Source organism: Gracilimonas sp. (assembly GCF_040218225.1).
In the GTDB taxonomy this organism is placed as follows: Bacteria; Bacteroidota; Rhodothermia; order Balneolales; family Balneolaceae; genus Gracilimonas.
The window spans coordinates 463,298-479,879 of record NZ_JAVJQO010000004.1 but is presented as its reverse complement, the minus strand read 5'-3'; the positions used below and the strand labels follow the sequence as shown (position 1 = coordinate 479,879).

General features: G+C 40.5%; 18 protein-coding genes and 1 tRNA gene. 9 read left to right on the top strand and 10 right to left on the bottom strand.

Annotated features, from left to right (window positions below; translation table 11 throughout):
• Positions 1-4: 4 nt before the first annotated feature.
• The 5 genes from RIB15_RS06170 to RIB15_RS06150 form a co-directional block, all read right to left on the bottom strand.
• Positions 5-943: a helix-turn-helix transcriptional regulator gene (locus RIB15_RS06170; RefSeq protein ID WP_350201277.1), complete on the bottom strand. Its 939-nt coding sequence runs from the start codon at positions 941-943 to the stop codon at positions 5-7.
• Positions 936-1,589 (bottom strand): 16S rRNA (guanine(527)-N(7))-methyltransferase RsmG, encoded by a 654-nt coding sequence (locus RIB15_RS06165; protein WP_350201276.1) that lies wholly within the window; start codon positions 1,587-1,589, stop codon positions 936-938. The genes RIB15_RS06170 and RIB15_RS06165 overlap by 8 nt, the downstream gene beginning before the upstream one ends.
• A gap of 12 nt (positions 1,590-1,601) precedes the next feature.
• Entirely contained in the window at positions 1,602-3,488 is a 1,887-nt protein-coding gene (mnmG, locus tag RIB15_RS06160) for a tRNA uridine-5-carboxymethylaminomethyl(34) synthesis enzyme MnmG (protein ID WP_350201275.1), read from the bottom strand.
• Between the two features lie 197 nt (positions 3,489-3,685).
• A tRNA-Asp gene (locus RIB15_RS06155) sits at positions 3,686-3,759 on the bottom strand.
• A gap of 135 nt (positions 3,760-3,894) precedes the next feature.
• Entirely contained in the window at positions 3,895-4,443 is a 549-nt protein-coding gene (locus tag RIB15_RS06150) for a glutathione peroxidase (protein ID WP_502881337.1), read from the bottom strand.
• Between the two features lie 62 nt (positions 4,444-4,505).
• On the opposite strand from RIB15_RS06150, the gene RIB15_RS06145 reads away from it, so the two are divergent.
• From RIB15_RS06145 to RIB15_RS06135, 3 genes are read left to right on the top strand one after another with little or no spacing between them, the layout of a single operon-like run.
• Positions 4,506-5,234, top strand: coding sequence for a hypothetical protein (locus RIB15_RS06145; RefSeq protein WP_350201274.1), 729 nt, complete (start codon positions 4,506-4,508; stop codon positions 5,232-5,234).
• Entirely contained in the window at positions 5,231-5,530 is a 300-nt protein-coding gene (locus RIB15_RS06140; protein WP_350201273.1) for a hypothetical protein, read from the top strand. Before RIB15_RS06145 ends, RIB15_RS06140 begins: the two co-directional genes overlap by 4 nt.
• Positions 5,527-6,294 carry an MBL fold metallo-hydrolase gene (locus tag RIB15_RS06135; protein ID WP_350201272.1) on the top strand — a complete coding sequence of 256 codons (768 nt, stop codon included), beginning with the start codon at positions 5,527-5,529 and terminating at the stop codon, positions 6,292-6,294. Before RIB15_RS06140 ends, RIB15_RS06135 begins: the two co-directional genes overlap by 4 nt.
• On the opposite strand, the gene RIB15_RS06130 is transcribed toward RIB15_RS06135, so the two are convergent.
• The 4 genes from RIB15_RS06130 to RIB15_RS06115 form a co-directional block, all read right to left on the bottom strand.
• Complete coding sequence (locus RIB15_RS06130) at positions 6,291-7,376, bottom strand: mannose-1-phosphate guanylyltransferase (protein ID WP_350201271.1); 1,086 nt, start codon at positions 7,374-7,376, stop codon at positions 6,291-6,293. The genes RIB15_RS06135 and RIB15_RS06130 overlap by 4 nt on opposite strands.
• Positions 7,377-7,430: 54 nt before the next feature.
• Positions 7,431-8,513 (bottom strand): sensor histidine kinase, encoded by a 1,083-nt coding sequence (locus RIB15_RS06125; RefSeq protein ID WP_350201270.1) that lies wholly within the window; start codon positions 8,511-8,513, stop codon positions 7,431-7,433.
• Complete coding sequence (locus tag RIB15_RS06120; RefSeq protein WP_350201269.1) at positions 8,510-9,187, bottom strand: response regulator transcription factor; 678 nt, start codon at positions 9,185-9,187, stop codon at positions 8,510-8,512. The genes RIB15_RS06125 and RIB15_RS06120 overlap by 4 nt, the downstream gene beginning before the upstream one ends.
• Positions 9,188-9,318: 131 nt before the next feature.
• Positions 9,319-9,945: a 2OG-Fe(II) oxygenase gene (locus tag RIB15_RS06115; RefSeq protein ID WP_350201268.1), complete on the bottom strand. Its 627-nt coding sequence runs from the start codon at positions 9,943-9,945 to the stop codon at positions 9,319-9,321.
• Between the two features lie 169 nt (positions 9,946-10,114).
• Between RIB15_RS06115 and RIB15_RS06110 the strand changes: the two genes are divergently transcribed.
• Entirely contained in the window at positions 10,115-11,812 is a 1,698-nt protein-coding gene (locus RIB15_RS06110) for a potassium channel family protein (protein WP_350201267.1), read from the top strand.
• On the opposite strand, the gene RIB15_RS06105 is transcribed toward RIB15_RS06110, so the two are convergent.
• A complete protein-coding gene (locus RIB15_RS06105; RefSeq protein WP_350201266.1) occupies positions 11,809-13,545 on the bottom strand; it encodes a carbon starvation CstA family protein in 1,737 nt (578 codons plus the stop codon). The genes RIB15_RS06110 and RIB15_RS06105 overlap by 4 nt on opposite strands.
• A gap of 99 nt (positions 13,546-13,644) precedes the next feature.
• Here RIB15_RS06105 and RIB15_RS06100 point away from each other — a divergent pair, with 99 nt between their 5' ends.
• The 5 genes from RIB15_RS06100 to RIB15_RS06080 all read left to right on the top strand — a co-directional run bounded on the left by RIB15_RS06100 (position 13,645) and on the right by RIB15_RS06080 (position 16,565).
• Positions 13,645-13,866, top strand: coding sequence for a DUF3820 family protein (locus tag RIB15_RS06100; protein ID WP_350201265.1), 222 nt, complete (start codon positions 13,645-13,647; stop codon positions 13,864-13,866).
• Positions 13,867-13,941: 75 nt separating this feature from the next.
• Positions 13,942-14,388 (top strand): hypothetical protein, encoded by a 447-nt coding sequence (locus RIB15_RS06095; protein ID WP_350201264.1) that lies wholly within the window; start codon positions 13,942-13,944, stop codon positions 14,386-14,388.
• A 1-nt stretch (position 14,389) separates the two neighbouring features.
• The gene (locus RIB15_RS06090; protein WP_350201263.1) at positions 14,390-14,602 is read left to right on the top strand and encodes a helix-turn-helix transcriptional regulator; all 213 of its coding nucleotides are present in this window, start codon (positions 14,390-14,392) and stop codon (positions 14,600-14,602) included.
• A 340-nt stretch (positions 14,603-14,942) separates the two neighbouring features.
• A complete protein-coding gene (locus RIB15_RS06085; protein ID WP_350201262.1) occupies positions 14,943-16,121 on the top strand; it encodes a hypothetical protein in 1,179 nt (392 codons plus the stop codon).
• 21 nt (positions 16,122-16,142) lie between these two features.
• On the top strand, positions 16,143-16,565 hold the full coding sequence (locus RIB15_RS06080; RefSeq protein ID WP_350201261.1) for a substrate-binding domain-containing protein: 423 nt from the start codon (positions 16,143-16,145) through the stop codon (positions 16,563-16,565).
• The last annotated feature ends 17 nt before the right edge of the window (positions 16,566-16,582 follow it).

The following is a 16,582-nucleotide window of genomic DNA, read 5'->3' as shown; positions in this document are numbered from 1 at the left end:
GAGTTCAACCTTCTAACATTTCCCGAAGCAACTCTTTTCTTTTTTTAATCAACTCTTCCGGAGATTCAATTTTTATTTTATTCCCAAACTGAAGCAACCATTCATTGATATAGTCTAGATTATCAAACTCAAACCCAACCTTAATTATTTTAGAATTGGAGGCTTCTTTCTTAAAAATTTTAGCCGGCAAATTTGCCTCCAGGCGCGTCATCTCGCCTTTTTGAACCTGTAGTATTATTGATTGAGAACTCTCCTCAGGGCGGAAAATAAGGGCCTCTATGTCCAATTCTTTTTTAAGCTGGTAATTCTCATCTAATATTTGAACCTCATTCACCTGTTCAAGTATAAAATTTCGAATTTCTCCCCGAAGATGAGATTTACCAATTACATTCCAGTGGTCCTCGTAAAAAACCAAAATGTAAGGGTCAATTTTCCTGATTCCGGTATCACCAGATTTGGTAGTGTATTCAAACTGCAATCTTTTCTGCTGGGCAATAGCACTGCTAATCAGATACCAGCTTCCCCCCTTCTTTTTCTTTCCGCCAAACCTTAAGTAAGGATCTACTATTGTCCTTCCCTCAAGAGATGTCATAAAATCTTTTAGCTCTTCAGGTAGAACATTTTTTATTTTAACCTCTACTCCTTTTGCATCTTCAACCAATCCCTGATCAACTTGTGACTTGACAAAATTCAAGCCAACCATTATGGTTGCAAGCTCTTTGGATGTAAACATCAACGGGGGTACCTTATATCCCTCAATTAATCCATACCCAGAATACCGGTCCCAGGTCACCGGTACATTTATTTCCTGTAGGGCATTAAAGTCTCGAAAAATAGTTCTTCTACTAACATCAAAACGGTCGGCCAGCTCATCAACCGTTAATCGTTTCCCCGGCTGCTGAAGCAAAAGCATGAGTTTTAATCTTCTTTCTGAGCTATTCATAATTACTTCTTTTAGAAATTTCTACCATTGCCTTTCCTCTATAAAACGAATCGTCAAAGCCTGGATATAGATCTATGATTTCAATATTAAGAGGCTCTTCTATTTTTTCTATCTCTGCCCCCACCTCTTCACCGCCTTTTAAAAGAACGATTTTCTTCCAGGGTTTTCCCTCCAACAAACTTATCAGGCCATCGATTTTAAAGGCATGCTTAGAAACCAATAATTCATCTCCATTAAAGCCAACACCCTCTATGGAGCCGGACTTTACTGCAACATTGGTCAGACCAAGATCTCTAATCATGCTTTTGCAAGCCATTATTTTTTTTGTGACCACATCATTTAACAACACCTCTTTTTCTGGGCTGATAATTGCCAAGGGGATTCCCGGCAACCCACCACCCGTGCCGGAGTCCAACACCTTTCTTGCTTTAATAAAAAGCGCTGATTGAGAGACAACCAATGAATGCTCTACATGCTTGGCCATTGTTTCACGTGAAACATCTCTGCTGACAAGGTTTATCTTTTTATTCCACCATACAAGGCGGTTTATATATTCCCCGATCTTTTCCTTGTTTTCCTCATAAAGCACCCTCGTTAAATTCGCTTTTTTTATCTTTAGAGGAGTTTTTTTAATTTGATGTTCCACGTGAAACACCCATTAGTTCTTTAGATAAACCATCAAAACAGAAAGATCACTAGCCGAAACACCGCTAATTCTACTGGCCTGACCAATGGTTTCGGGGCGAATTTTTGAGAGTTTCTGCGTCCCCTCAGTAGAAAGGCTTTTGATTTTCGAATATTCGATCTGTTCTGGAATAGACATATTTTCTTGTTTCTCCATCTCTCTAACCATCTCAAATTCCTTTTCTATATATCCGGCGTACTTCACCTGTATCTCAATTTGCTCAAGCACTTTTTCATCGGTACTAATGTCGTGAATTAAAGCGGACAGTTCGCCATCATGGTCCATCATATCTTTTAGAGAAACCTCTGGGCGCAACAGTATCTTAACCGCTTTCATTGGCTGACTCATGGTAGAACTATTTTTACTTTCAAGCATTGGGTCCATGTCTTCGGGACGAACGGTATAGTCTTTAATCAGTTCGTCGAGCTTACCGATAGCCTTTCTCTTCTTTTCTACCCTTCGCATTCTTTCGTCTGAAGCAAGACCGATACGATGACCTATTTCGGTGAGGCGCAGATCCGCATTGTCTTGGCGAAGTAAAATTCTATGTTCAGCCCGGGAAGTAAACATGCGATAAGGCTCTTCGGTCCCTTTATTAATAAGGTCATCTATTAGCACACCTATGTAAGCCTCTGATCTTTGAAGCACCAACGGCTCTTTTTCTTGTACATAAAGAGCGGCATTAATCCCAGCCATCAAGCCCTGACAAGCAGCCTCTTCATAACCAGTTGTTCCGTTAATTTGACCCGCGAAGAAAAGACCTTTAACCGCTTTGGTTTCCAAAGAACGCCGGATTTGGTGTGGAGGAAAATAATCATACTCGATAGCGTATCCGGGCCGGATCATAATGACTTCTTCAAAACCCGGAATTGTTCTAAGGGCTTTGTACTGCACATCTTCTGGCAGAGAAGTAGAAAAGCCATTTAGATACATCTCATACGTATTCCACCCCTCTGGTTCAAGAAACAGCTGGTGCTGGTCCTTATCTGCAAAGCGATTGATTTTATCCTCTATACTAGGACAATACCTTGGTCCTATAGACTTAATTCTCCCATTGAACATTGGGCTTCGGTCAAACCCTGTTTTAAGAACCTCATGTACTTCATCATTTGTATAGCCAATCCAACAAGACATTTGCTCTTCCAAAGAAGGAAGCTTCTCTGTCAGGAATGAAAATGCTGTAGGGTTTTCATCCCCGAATTGCTCCTCTAACTTTGAGTAATCTACCGTACGTCCATCTACCCTGGGAGGAGTTCCTGTCTTTAAGCGCCCCACCTCAAATCCTAACTTTTCAAGCGCAGCTGATATTCCAATGGATGCTCTTTCGCCAGACCGCCCCCCACCATAGTTACTTTCTCCTATATGAATCAGCCCATTACCAAAAGTGCCGGTTGTAAGAACAACCGCTTTCGCAAAAAACTTTTGCCCCGTTTGAGTGACAACACCTTTAATAGTGTCGCCATTTTCAGAAATCAAGTCTACCACATTGTCCTGACGGAAAAAGAGGTTCTCTTTTTCCTCAAGCTTCTCTCTCATTTTCTGAGCGTAGAGCATGCGATCGCTCTGGCAACGTGGGCTCCACATTGCAGGTCCCTTGCTCTTGTTTAGCATTCTAAATTGTACTCCAGATTCGTCACTAACAATTCCTGACAAACCTCCGAGTGCGTCTATTTCTCTAACAAGCTGACCTTTAGCAACTCCTCCCATTGCAGGATTACAAGACATCTTCGCGATTGCCTCCAGGTTCATTGTAATAAGAAGCGTTCTTGCGCCTGCCTGAGCAGCTGCACCCGCGGCCTCACTACCGGCATGGCCTCCGCCAACAACAATTACATCGTATTTAGAATCTAAAACGGACATTACTCTCTGTTTTTTATTGATTTACAAGTCAATCGACCTCTGGTAATACATCTCAATTACTATATAAAGATAAGAAATTGTAACCTCTGAACTACACCAACCACTTATGACTTTCCAAATCAGAACATCAGATTGCCAAGTCAATTTATACAGTAGCTACAAACAAAAAAAGCTTCCAACTATGTGGAAGCTTTTTGCGATCCGGAAGGGACTCGAACCCTCGACCTCCTGCGTGACAGGCAGGCGTTCTAACCAACTGAACTACCGGACCTTTTTGAGAGCATCAAATATACAGACCATAACGATTGGAAGTCAAGCTCTTTTCGGAAAAATATTATTTAAAAAAATGAGGATCACGAACTCAATCGTGATCCTCTTATCGGGATGGTGATGGGATAAAAAAGTCTTACTTATTCAATTCTGTCTGGATGGCTGAAGTCAACATCTCGCTTTCGGGCTCTACAGTACTTCTGAACCTTCTTTTAAGAAAACCATTTTTATCGATCAAAAATTTCTCAAAGTTCCATTTTATCTCTCCTTCGAAGTCGTCATTTGGCAGAGAGGTCAGATACGAGAATAATTTTGACTGATCCTCTCCTTTAACAGAAATCTTTGAGAACATCGGAAACTCAACACCATATTCAAGAGTGCAAAATTGTTTTATTTGCTGATCCGAGCCGGGTTCCTGACCGTTAAAGTTATTAGCCGGAAAACCAAGGATAACAAATCCATCGTCCTTATATTTGTCATAGATATTTTGAAGGCCTTCATATTGAGGGGTGTACCCACACTTCGAGGCAACATTTACAACCAAGATAACCTTCCCCTTATAATCACTAAGAGACACCTCTTTGCCATCTATATCTTGAACAGTAAAATCGTATAATGAATTATCTTCAGGGGTTGCGGATATTGAGGCCATTAAAAAGAATAAAGATGTAATTAAAATTTTCATTGAAATATTTTTTTCTTCGATCGTTAGTGTTTAAACTGGTTCACTTAATAAAATCATTCCCCATGATACAATCTCTTTTAAAGCGACTTTTTTTGTTGGCTCTTTTTGTATCTCCAACAGTTTCATATGGTCAAATGTTTTCAGTAAATGACGACGATGAAAGAAGATCAAACCCCTTTGCACCATATCTTAGAATTGGCCTTGAACCTATAAACTTCTCTTTCACCGGTGACCCAAATTCATTACAAGGAGATCCATCACTAGGATTTACTGGAACTGCAGCACATATATCCTTCGAGTCTGGCGGGCTAAATTTGGGAGTAAGTCTTGGAAACGACATGACCAGCCTGAGTGACCGCAATTATTTTGACCTTAGTATTAAATTTGTAAATCCATTTTATTTTGTGCGCAAACCTAACTTTGGCCTGGGCGTTCCTATACAATTGGGAACAAAAGTAACTTCTGTAAGGAGTGATGAAATTAGTGATGAATTCTCCCAAACTAATTTGCACGCTGGTGCCGGGGGCATAGCTCAGCTTTTTTTCCCGGATAAATTTGGTATAACGGCGCAGTTTATTCCCAGCTTTGGCTTTAGTACAGCAAGTGGTGGATTAATTGGTGGAAATGTATTCTCAATGAGGGGTAAAGCACGGGTGAATTTCTATAATCTGATTTTTGGAAGAAACCTAAGTTTGGGCTATGATTACATCTTCGACTCCTATGATATTGATGGAGATGAATACGATTACGATTTTACAGGACATTTACTAACACTCGGAATATCACTTTGAAGCCAGAAAAGTTTCTTCTCGAACTCGAACAAATACTAGAACAAGCGGGCTATACCCTACGGAAAGAACGCGGCTCTTTCCGTGGTGACGAATGTATTATTGAAGGCGAGAAACTTGTAATGGTAAATAAAAACAAGCCCGTTGCCTCACAGCTTGGGACCATGGGGCGGGTCTTGGGTCAAATTGATTTAACGGGCGTCTATATCAAACCGGCTGTAAGAAAAAAACTGGAAGAACTTTGGGATCAATTAGCTGTAACTCCTGAAGAAACTTCTGAGGACTTTGAATTAGAATGAAAATAACGTTTCTGGGTACTGGCACGTCTATGGGGGTTCCTGTTGCGGGAGGCTTTAGGCGTGAAGAGCTCGCGCATGACCCCAGAAACGAACGCACCCGATGCTCTGTATGGATTCAAGTCAAAGGAAAATCGATTCTAATCGATGCCGGTCCTGAGTTTCGTATCCAAAGTATCCGGGCCCGGGTCAAACAAATTGATCACCTCCTTATCACCCACGAACACATGGATCATATTTCCGGGATTGATGATCTGCGAGTCTACTCTTATATAAATAAGGCTCCAATTCCAGCTTATACATCCAGACAATGCATCGAATCTATTCATAAGCGCTTTGACTATATGTTTGGAGAAGATAAATATCCGGGCTCTACCTCTCTCGACCTTAGGGAAGTAACATCATCTTTTACATTGGCAGAGGGCATTAAAATAACTCCACTGCCTGTAAAGCATGGAAACCTGGATATTCTTGGCTTTAGAGTGAATGATTTTTCATACCTCACGGACGTTAAAAAGATCTCAAAAGAGACGCTTGAGCTAATCAAAGGCTCAAAAGTAATTGCTTTAAGTGCGCTTCGGTGGGAACCACATCACCCCACACATTTAACTATTCCGGAAGCGGTAGAGATCTTAGAAGGCCTGAATATTCCTGAGGCCTATCTTATTCATATGAATAGTTATGTAGATCATGAGCCCACAAACAAAAAACTTCCCGAAAACATCAACTTAGCTTACGATCAGCTAGTTCTGGAAATACCCGATTAGAGAAACTTTTTAAATTCATCTTTTTCCTTAAGCTGCTGCACAATCTCTTTAACATTTTGATCCTTATCCAGTTTACAAACCAGAATGGCATCCTCTGTTTCAACAACTGCCACTCCCTCTAGTCCTACGATGGATATCATTTTTCCACTTTCAACAGAAACATAATTTTTAGTTGCCTCACTAAAGGCTGCCCTTTCCGCTTTAACTACATTGCCGTTGCTGTCTTTCTCCTCAAGTTCATATGCCGCTGTCCAGCTTCCAACATCGTTCCAACCAAACTCTCCCGGAACCACGTACACACTTTTTGCATGTTCCATAATCCCATAATCAATAGACACAGATTCACAAGAATGGTAAAACCCATTGATAGCTTCCTGGTGATTGTTCGTAAAAATTTTCTCTCCGGCGACTTTAACCAAATCATACATCTCAGGGAGATATTTATGGATCTCATCCAAAATAGTTTTGGCCGTCCACACGAACATTCCGCTATTCCAGTAATAGTCTCCTGAATTCAAAAACTCTGTTGCTGTTTCTACATTTGGCTTTTCTTTGAATGCCGTTACAGGATGAACCTTTTTTCCATTCAGAACTTCTTCTGAATTATTATTTCCATGAATATATCCATACCCTGTCTCAGGCCGATCGGGGTTTATACCAATTGTGATCAGGTTTTGACCAGCCTTAGCCTTTTCAATCGCCGCCTTCAAATATTCGTTAAAAGCTTCTGGTTCTGTAATGTGATGGTCTGCAGGAAGAACAACCATTACTGCTTCGGGATCTTTTTTATACAGCATCTCAGCTGCGACGGCTACACATGGAGCCGTATTTTTAGCAACGGGCTCACCAACAATATTCTCAGAAGGCACTTTAGGCAGCTGTTCTCTTACAATATCAACATAACCATCATTCGTAACAACCATTACACGCTCTTGAGGAATGAGGCTTTCTATGCGCTTTGCAGTGTTTTGAATCATCGTTCCTTCTCCAAAAAGAGAAAGAAATTGTTTAGGACGCTTCATTGTGCTTTTTGGCCAAAACCGGGTACCAGACCCTCCGGCCATTATGACGGCATATACCATAGTTGTCTTCTTAGATCATGATTAAACTTGAGGAGGAAAGTACGATTTATATGGTCAAACCTGAACAGAATCTAGCCGGCGAAGACTAATGGTAAACGTTGACCCTTTATTGGGTTCACTTTCAATGCTGAACTTTTCTCCATGAGCTTCCATGATATGCTTAACAATAGCCAGCCCAAGTCCTGTACCTCCCCGCTCTCTTGATCTGGATTTATCAACACGGAAAAAGCGCTCTGTTACCCTTGGGATATCTTTTTCATCTATACCTATGCCGGTATCTTTAACGGAAACAAAAACCCGTTCTGGCTGTTTTGGCTTGGTAAACACATTTACCTCAACTTTTCCGTTGGGCACATTATACTTGATCCCATTTTCAACCAGGTTTATCAAAACCTGTTTAACCTGATTTTTGTCAGCTTTCACCATAATATTTTTATCAAAATCATGAATAATAAGCTCGATGTTTTCTTTCTCAGCTTTATAATTCAGACTTTCAATTATATCATGAAGAACTTCGTAAAGGTAAATTTCCTCTATCTCGGATTTCAACTCTCCTGTCTCCAGTTTGGAAATTTCCATCAAATCTTTGGTGAGATAAATGAGCCGGTTTACATTGCGCATGGCTTTTTTAAGAAAATCCCGGTTTACCTCTTCATCCTCCAGCGCACCATTCAATAATGTTTCTATAAAACCCTGAATAGCAAAGATGGGGGTTTTCAGCTCATGAGAAATATCACCGATAAACTCTTTCCGGTAGTTCTCTATTCTGTTCAACCGCTGGATTTCTCGCTCAATGGTTCTGCTGGATTTGATCCCTTGTTTTACCAGGTAATCTACTTCATCATTGAGCGTAGAGGTTACATCTTCATATTCCATAAACCTCTTGCGAGCCATGTTTTTAAACAGGCGCTCAATCGTTTCAATTCTTTTGTGGGTGATATAATAGGTAACAGCATAGGTGGTTAGAAAAATAAACCCAGCCACAAGAGCTGAAAGAGAAGCCGCATCTTTTGGTGTAAAATTATACCCTAACCACATCAGCAGGAATATGAGACCAGCTGAAATCAGTGAAACATAAAAAGCTGCCCGAAGACCGAAGCGAAATATGCCTCGCTTCTTCTTGTTGGATTTACTCATTCTTTAAATCTGTAGCCTACTCCTTTAACCGTTTCGATATAGTGATCTCCCAATTTCTCCCTGATTTTTCTTACGTGTACGTCAACCGTACGATCAACAACGTAAATATTATCTCCCCAAACCTTATTCAATAAAGTCTGACGGTCTCTGACTTTACCCCGTCGGCTTGCCAGATAATAAAGGAGTTCAAATTCCTTGCGGGGCAATTGGAATTCTTCTTCTCCACGCGTTACAATGTACCGGTCTTTATCAATGGATAGGTCATGCACATCCAACCGATTTACGTCTTCCGTTGTTTCGTCGAACCGGCGCATTACTGCTTTGATACGTGAAATCAACTTCGTGGTGCTAATGGGCTTGGTAATATAATCATCGCCGCCCTTATCAAGTCCTTCAACTTCTGTCTTTTCATCACTTCTGGCTGTCAAAAAGATAATCGGAATAGATTTCAGGTCATCATCCCCCCTCATTTTTTCAACAGCCTCCATGCCATCCATTTTAGGCATCATGATATCCATAAGCACCAGGTCCGGCTTATGCTCTTTGGCTATTTTAATTCCCTCCTCACCGTTTTCTGCCTTCAATACGGCAAAGCCTTCTTTTTTAAGATTGTATTCGATCAGGTCGAGCAGATCTTTTTCATCGTCTACTACAAGTATGGTTTGTTTAGCCACGGCTTCTGGTTTTTGTGAAGGTTTTCAGATAAACAATGGTACTAATGTACCATGTTAATAGAAAATGAATGGGGATTAAGAAATTGTTACCCAATTTCTTCGAAAATACAGCATTTTTGAGTTTTTTCTCTTCAACTCAGCAAAAATCCCACACCAGCCGGTTGATGTAACAGCCAACCGGTTAAACTATATCTGGGGATATGGGTAGTTAACACCTCGTGCTCGATGGTATCGCTCTTAAACAGAAGCAGACGGCCTGCAATAGGTTCTACCATTATTTCCCTGCCCTCCTTATAGATTACCAACTCCCCTCCGTCTCCAGGTTTCCAATCTTTGTTAAGATAAATCAGCACGGTAATTTGCCGGTTAGACTGCTCATTGAATTGATCAAGGTGCCGGTGATAATGGGTTCCAACCGGATATTTGGCAATATGAAACTCTGATCCCGATAAACTCAAATAACAAAACCGTTTAAGGTTTTGAACCAGCTCGTCTTTCAAATCAAAGAAAAAAGAAAGCTCTTGATCTCGTTCTTCATCAAGCCAATAAATAAAATCTCCGCGAACCTCAGCCTTTAGCTGAAAATCTTGCTGAGCCCCAATACCTGCTTTTTTCAGTTTATCATTTTCCTCTGCTTCTGAGAAAAAAGCCATAATTCTGTTAAAGAATTCATTGGAGATGAAATCATCAACCACTACATAATCTTGTTCGGCAAGCTGATCGAGCCAGCCAATCCAGGTTTCATCTATAAAATTCATAGTCTTTTAAATTAGGTGGGCTTGTTCTCTCTTTTTGATAGCAAAATTACGTGGAATTTCAGAATAAAAGAATAGCCCGGAATTTCTTATAAAAAAATAGTGCTCTTTAATTAAATGATATAAATAACAACATCCTTTCTTTTAATCGCTCTATCCCCAATATTCCTGCATGAAATTTTTTACATCTCAAATCAGCTACTTCGTCTCCAATCGAAATACGCGAACCAACATCCGGCGCCTTATTCGCTTTATGATCATCCTCTTGTTGATGATTGTTATTTATGGCGTTTTGTTTCATGAAATCATGGAAATGGAAGGCCAAAAGCATTCCTGGATGACCGGCTTTTACTGGACGCTCACCACCATGACCACTCTTGGCTTTGGAGACATAACTTTTACCTCCGATTTAGGTCGCGCTTTTTCGATACTTGTGTTGATATCCGGTGTGATTTCTTTGCTTATCATGCTTCCCTTTACCTTTATTGAGTTCTTCTATGCTCCCTGGATGGAAGCTCAACACCGTGCCAGAGCTCCAAGAGAATTACCCAAAGGCACCAAAGATCATATCATTATTACCAGCTTTGATGCTGTTACAAAAGCGCTTATTGAAAAGCTGGATCAATATGGCCATGAATATGTTTTACTGGTGGGTGAACTGCAGGAAGCTCTGGATTTATACGACCAGGGTTACCGGGTGATGCTTGGTGATGCCGATGACCCCGAAACCTATCGTAAAATGAATGTACAGGAGGCCTCACTTGTGGTATCAGGGGGCACAGATATGTTTAATACCAATGTAGCTCACACTATTCGGGAGTTAAGCGACGATGTGAAAATCATTTCTACAGCTAATTCATATGACTCAATTGATATTCTGAAATTAGCGGGGAGCAATCATGTGCTCCATATGGGAAATATACTGGGGCGTGCTCTTTCGCGGCGGACTCTTGGGCAGGATGCAAGGGTTCATCCGGTTGGCCGTTTTGGGCGTTTAGTGATTGCCGAGGCCACAACTTTTAACACACCGTTGGTTGGCAAAACATTACGTGAAAGCCGGGTGCGCGAAGATTTAGGGATTAATGTTGTTGGTATTTGGGAACGGGGAAATTTTATTGGTGCCCACCCTGAAGTTGAAATTAAAAGCCACAGCGTTCTGGTTTTGGCGGGTTCTGTTCAGCAGTTAAGAAAGTATGATGAGCTATTTGGGATTTATAGTATCAGTGACGAACCTGTAGTAATTATAGGCGCAGGAAGGGTTGGCCGGGCAGCTGCCTATCACCTTAAAAGAAGAAATATCCGGTTTAAAATTGTTGATAAGAATCCGGAGCGCATCCGAAATTCCGAGAATTATATTCTGGGAGATGCTGCCGACCTCGATACCCTGAAAAAAGCCGGTATCGATTCTGCACCAAGTGTTATCATCACTTCTCATCTGGATGATGTCAATATCTATCTAACCATTTACTGTCGCAGCCTCAGGCCAAATATTCATATTATTTCTCGTTCTACTCTTGAGAGAAATGTGAATACACTTCATCGCGCCGGAGCAGATTTCGTAATGAGCTACGCTTCAATGGGAGCCAATGCTATTTTCAACATTTTTGAAGAAAACGATATCGTCATGATTGCAGAAGGCCTGAATGTATTCAGCCTTAAGACGCCCGAAAAAATTCAGGGTAAATCACTTATTGATTGCGACATCCGAAATAAAACCGGTTGCAATGTTATCGCCTATCAAAAAGATGGCAAGCAAGTTATTAATCCTGATCCAAACGAGCCCATTCCTGTCGGAAGTGAAATAATTTTAATCGGCCAGGCTGATGATGAGCAACGGTTCATCAATCATTACAAAAAAAATGACGATTAACCGATCTTCTCTTCGTTAGCCATTTTTCGAGCCAGTGCTATTGCTTCCAGGACAATCCATACCGTGAAGCCAAGGATAATAGCTCCAAAAATAAAGAGCAGCATATTCCCTTCTGCTTCCCCGTAACCCGACCAATCGAAAACAACTTGCTTTGTCATAGCCCAAAGTGTCATGATCAGTAAGAAAATCATGGGAATCAAAGTATAGATAATACTTCGTCCTTTTTGTTTCAGCCAAATGGTTATCAGCAAAAGACTTATTCCGGCCAGTAATTGATTTGAGGTTCCGAATAAAGGCCATAGCAGATATCCTCCGGAACCCAATCCTCGGGGACCTTCAGGCAATAATACCAAAGCCGCACTTGCTCCAACCGCAATCATCGTTGAAGTATGAAGTTTGGTGAGCGGTTTTACTTCATATTCTTCTCCCAGCTCGTTGATGATATACCGCATAAGCCGGACGGAGGTGTCTAGTGTGGTCGCAGCAAAACTAATAACAATGATAGCTATGATTGTTTTAGCTGCTTCAAGAGGAATGAGTAATGCCGTTGCAAGCTGAGCGGCTCCTTCCACAAAAATATTCAATCCTACCGCACCTGCTTCCGAGAATGAATGATATACATCCATAAACTCCCCCGTACTATTGAAATAGGTAACGATTGCCACAATTGTAATTAACGCTAGTGATCCTTCACCTATAGCCCCAAGATATCCAACAAACCGGGCATCCGTTTCTTTATCTAACTGTTTGGCTGTAGTTCCAGAAGATACCAGCCCGTGAAAACCTGAAATGGCCCCGCAAGCTATAGTTATAAATAGTAACGGGAACCAGCTAACATCTGAAGTTTCAGGGTTTGTAGCTGGTGCGGTGATTTCCGGGCTGCTTACAAATAATCCCAAATACAAGATTGCCAAACCCAATAATAGCTGATATGCGTTAATTAAGTCCCGTGGCTGTAATAACAACCAAACCGGTAATGTGGAAGCAAAATAGACATATATCATCAAAATGATGATCCACACAAAAAATGCCATTTCAATTCCGCTGAGCCCAAACAGTACTACGTTTTCGGCACCGCCAAAATATTGAACCAAATCGATCTGAAGAATGGGGATATAACTCGCAATAATTGCCGTGAAGTACATCACAAAAAGCACAAGCAATGTTGGAATAATCATTCCACCTGTTTTCTTAAATGACCGATAGCCTATCCAAATGGCTAACGGAATCTGAATAAAGATAGAGAGAACCGTTGCCGGAAAACTGATGAAAAGATTGGAAATGACCCAGGCAAAAACAGCATTAACCATTAAAACCAGAATCAAAATAATGAAAAGAAATAATATCTTGGCCCGGGATCCGATCAACTTGTCGGCCAGCGTACCAACCGATTGCCCTTTATGACGAACCGATAAAACCATCGTTCCAAAATCGTGAACCCCTGCTGCAAATATGGTTCCTAAAACCACCCAAAGCATAGCCGGAAGCCACCCCCAATACACTGCAATAGCTGGCCCAACAATAGGCGCTGCACCGGCAATAGAGGTGAAATGATGACCCAAAAGCACCCATTTATTAGTGGGAACGTAATCTACTTCATCATTATACTCATGAGCCGGAGTCATGAAGTCCGGGTTGAGCTTATAGATCTTCTCTGCCAGGAATTTGGAGTAATACCGATAGCCAATAAAGAAAAGTACTAACGAAGCGGCCGCCACCCAACTTGCTTGCATATTTGTTCCCAGTTTAGGTTTATAATTCCAATAAACTGCGCTTTAATTACTATTTTTCATTTTGGGATGCAAGCAATTGAATAACCATTCTAAAAACTTATGTACCAAAGAGATTTTCTTATAAAACTTGTTCAGGCCCGAATGCCTTTTGGCCAATATAAAGATCGGTATATCACACAGCTGCCGGTTCACTATCTGGAATGGTTTGCCCGACAAGGTTTTCCAAATGGACAACTTGGCCAATACCTTGCTACCATGTTTGAGATAAAAACAAATGGGCTCGATGATGTACTAAAACCCATTATTCGTCAGCACCGATAAAAAATTTAATTTTTTATGTAACATATTTTTTACACTTCGTAAAGAACTTTTGACATCTAACTAATTCAATCAATTATGTCAAAACAAGAAATTTTATCGTGGACCTCCATTGGTTTCTCTCTTTCCGTTGTATTTTTTTATGTGATGTTTGTTTTTGGGTGGCCTGATGCTTTACCTGATTATTCAGATCGTTTCACTAAAATATTCTTCAATGTATTTTGGGTTGCTATCATAGTAGAATTCATTATTGAATTAACCGAGAGTAAAAATAAAGTGAATAAAGACGAGCGGGATGAAAAGATTGAAGCCATTGGCCATAAACGAGCCTATTCTTTCCTTGTTTTTGCAATTGTTGTTATTCTATTCCAGATACTGCTTTCCAATCTTATAGGTGTAAGCGAAAACCGTTACCTGCTATTAGGACAACCCAACATGATCTTTCATGCCCTATTTCTAATCTTATTTACAGCCAGTATTGTAAAAAGAAGCTCCATGCTTTATTACTATAGAAAGAGCTATTGATATGGAAGAAGGTCAAATTGTAAATCAGATTCGAAAGCTTCGTTTCATGAATGGAGAAATGACCCAGGCTGAACTGGCTGAAAAAGTGGGGGTAACGCGCCAGACCATCAATGCCATTGAAGCTGCCAAGTATTCACCCTCTTTAGAGCTGGCTTTCAAAATTGCGAACGTATTTGATAAACCTTTGGAAGACGTATTCAAATATAAAAAGTAGGTTCTAACTAACTTCTTCTTTATAAGGGCTGTTTATTCGCAACTTTCCTCGCTCAATACTATTTGTTGTGGATAACTTTTCTCTAAATAATAATGCCGATCCTTCTCTGGTATTCCGGAGTTTTGCCTTCTCATAAATACAGCAATACCCCAATAAACAATATCTTACCAAAAAGCCTTTCTCTGATAAGAAATCTCCCATCCGTTGTATAAAGAATAATTCATTCCTGTCGATAAACTATTCGAATCGGGGAAAAAACGCCCCACAACTATTGAACCCGGCTTTTGATGTGGATAAGTCGAAAGAAGAGTTCAGAACAAAAACATAAAATTTATTCATCATGTTAAAAATGAAAATTTCAGCTTTAGCAACTCTTCTTGTGTTGGTAGTTGGTTTGGAGAACGCTTATACACAAAGCTTTTGGGAGCCGGTTACTAATATCACAGGATATATTTCAACAGAGTTCAACTATTTCGATGACCTTGAAGGTTACGATGTTAATTATGGTGCTTCTGTTTCTGAAGCCGGTATATTGGTTACTTATCAGCCTGCTTCGAACTTTAAAATCAAGAGTGTATTTGTATACCGTCCGGGATATGACTTTGACCTTATGCTTAATGAAGCATTTGGTGAGCTAGAAACTTCGGATGCTTTAAAATTTAAAGTAGGCCGTTTTCTTACCCCACTAAGTCCTATGAACACCTATTACTATGCTCCTGTAAATACCAGTGCCACACTACCTATCATTATTACAAATAATGAAAATTTCCCCTTAAACATCGATGGTATTTCTATAAATGGTTCAATTGGTGAATCATTCAAAATAAAGTATGATGTTTTTGCAGGCGGATATACCAACTCAACCTGGAAGCCTTCTGGTGCCATTAGTTTCTTTGGACAGGAAGTGCCTTACTATAAAGATCAGATAGATTCACGCTTTACTATTGGTGAGTCATACAATGGTTCTTACAATGTTGGTGTTGGCGGTAAAGTCAGTGTAGCTTATGAAAGCTATGTTGAAGTAGGTGCCGGATTCTTTAATCCTAAAAAAGAAACCATGCCTATTGCGATAACCTTACCTCCGAATGCTTTAGGAGCAGGCTCACCGGCTATGAATATCACCTCACCTACCGGTATTAAACGACCAACCTGGGGATACAATGCAAAACTGAAATACGGAAATACCGAAGTTAATGCCGAGTATTGGACCGGTGATATACAACTGGATGCCATTGCTTATGATTTTAGCGGAGGAGCAGGAAGCCCAACGGTTCTTCAGGCAGAAAGTGAAGTTGAACTGGAAGGACGTTTTATCCAGCTAAGTCATCGCATAGATAAATTCATTCCCTATGCCCGGTATGAGTTTCAGCATACTTCTGATGCCAAGTATAAAAGATATTCAGCAGGGATAAACTACAAGCCTAGCTTCACCCGTACCGTCAAACTGGAGTACATGAGATATGACCATGAAAGTGGAAATATCAACGGTGTAGTTGCTTCATTAATCTATTCATTCTAAAAAGGAATAAAGGTGAACAACATGAAAAAATTATTTATTACAGCCGTCATTCTTCTTTTTATCGGAGCAAGCGAACTCGCCGCTCAGTCATACAAAGTTATTGTTAATGAGGCCAATACCATTGAAAGTATTACAAAGAAAGATTTATCAGATATTTTTCTAAAGAAAACATCTAAATGGGATGATGGTACGGCCATTACACCTATTGATTTAGGAACTCGTTCCACGACCCGTGCAGCTTTTTCTATAGATGTACACGGACAAAGTATTGGAGCTATCCGCAGTTACTGGCAACAAGCTGCCTTTTCCGGTGCAGGAACAGCCCCTTTGGAAAGATCAAGTGATGCAGATGTTATTGCTTTCGTTCAATCTTATCCCGGAGCTGTTGGATACATCTCAGATTCAGCAGATGCAGCTGGAGTGAAAGTTCTGGATATTAAATAATCGAATTTATTCCGATT

Bases quoted from the DNA above. Each gene is read 5' to 3' on its own strand.
- RIB15_RS06170 (WP_350201277.1), bottom strand. From the start codon at position 943: ATGAATAGCTCAGAAAGAAGATTAAAACTCATGCTTTTGCTTCAGCAG.
- mnmG (WP_350201275.1), bottom strand. From the start codon at position 3,488: ATGTCCGTTTTAGATTCTAAATACGATGTAATTGTTGTTGGCGGAGGC.
- RIB15_RS06150 (WP_502881337.1), bottom strand. From the start codon at position 4,443: ATGAAAATTTTAATTACATCTTTATTCTTTTTAATGGCCTCAATATCC.
- RIB15_RS06145 (WP_350201274.1), top strand. From the start codon at position 4,506: ATGATACAATCTCTTTTAAAGCGACTTTTTTTGTTGGCTCTTTTTGTA.
- RIB15_RS06135 (WP_350201272.1), top strand. From the start codon at position 5,527: ATGAAAATAACGTTTCTGGGTACTGGCACGTCTATGGGGGTTCCTGTT.
- RIB15_RS06130 (WP_350201271.1), bottom strand. From the start codon at position 7,376: ATGGTATATGCCGTCATAATGGCCGGAGGGTCTGGTACCCGGTTTTGG.
- RIB15_RS06125 (WP_350201270.1), bottom strand. From the start codon at position 8,513: ATGAGTAAATCCAACAAGAAGAAGCGAGGCATATTTCGCTTCGGTCTT.
- RIB15_RS06115 (WP_350201268.1), bottom strand. From the start codon at position 9,945: ATGAATTTTATAGATGAAACCTGGATTGGCTGGCTCGATCAGCTTGCC.
- RIB15_RS06110 (WP_350201267.1), top strand. From the start codon at position 10,115: ATGAAATTTTTTACATCTCAAATCAGCTACTTCGTCTCCAATCGAAAT.
- RIB15_RS06105 (WP_350201266.1), bottom strand. From the start codon at position 13,545: ATGCAAGCAAGTTGGGTGGCGGCCGCTTCGTTAGTACTTTTCTTTATT.
- RIB15_RS06100 (WP_350201265.1), top strand. From the start codon at position 13,645: ATGTACCAAAGAGATTTTCTTATAAAACTTGTTCAGGCCCGAATGCCT.
- RIB15_RS06095 (WP_350201264.1), top strand. From the start codon at position 13,942: ATGTCAAAACAAGAAATTTTATCGTGGACCTCCATTGGTTTCTCTCTT.
- RIB15_RS06090 (WP_350201263.1), top strand. From the start codon at position 14,390: ATGGAAGAAGGTCAAATTGTAAATCAGATTCGAAAGCTTCGTTTCATG.
- RIB15_RS06085 (WP_350201262.1), top strand. From the start codon at position 14,943: ATGTTAAAAATGAAAATTTCAGCTTTAGCAACTCTTCTTGTGTTGGTA.
- RIB15_RS06080 (WP_350201261.1), top strand. From the start codon at position 16,143: ATGAAAAAATTATTTATTACAGCCGTCATTCTTCTTTTTATCGGAGCA.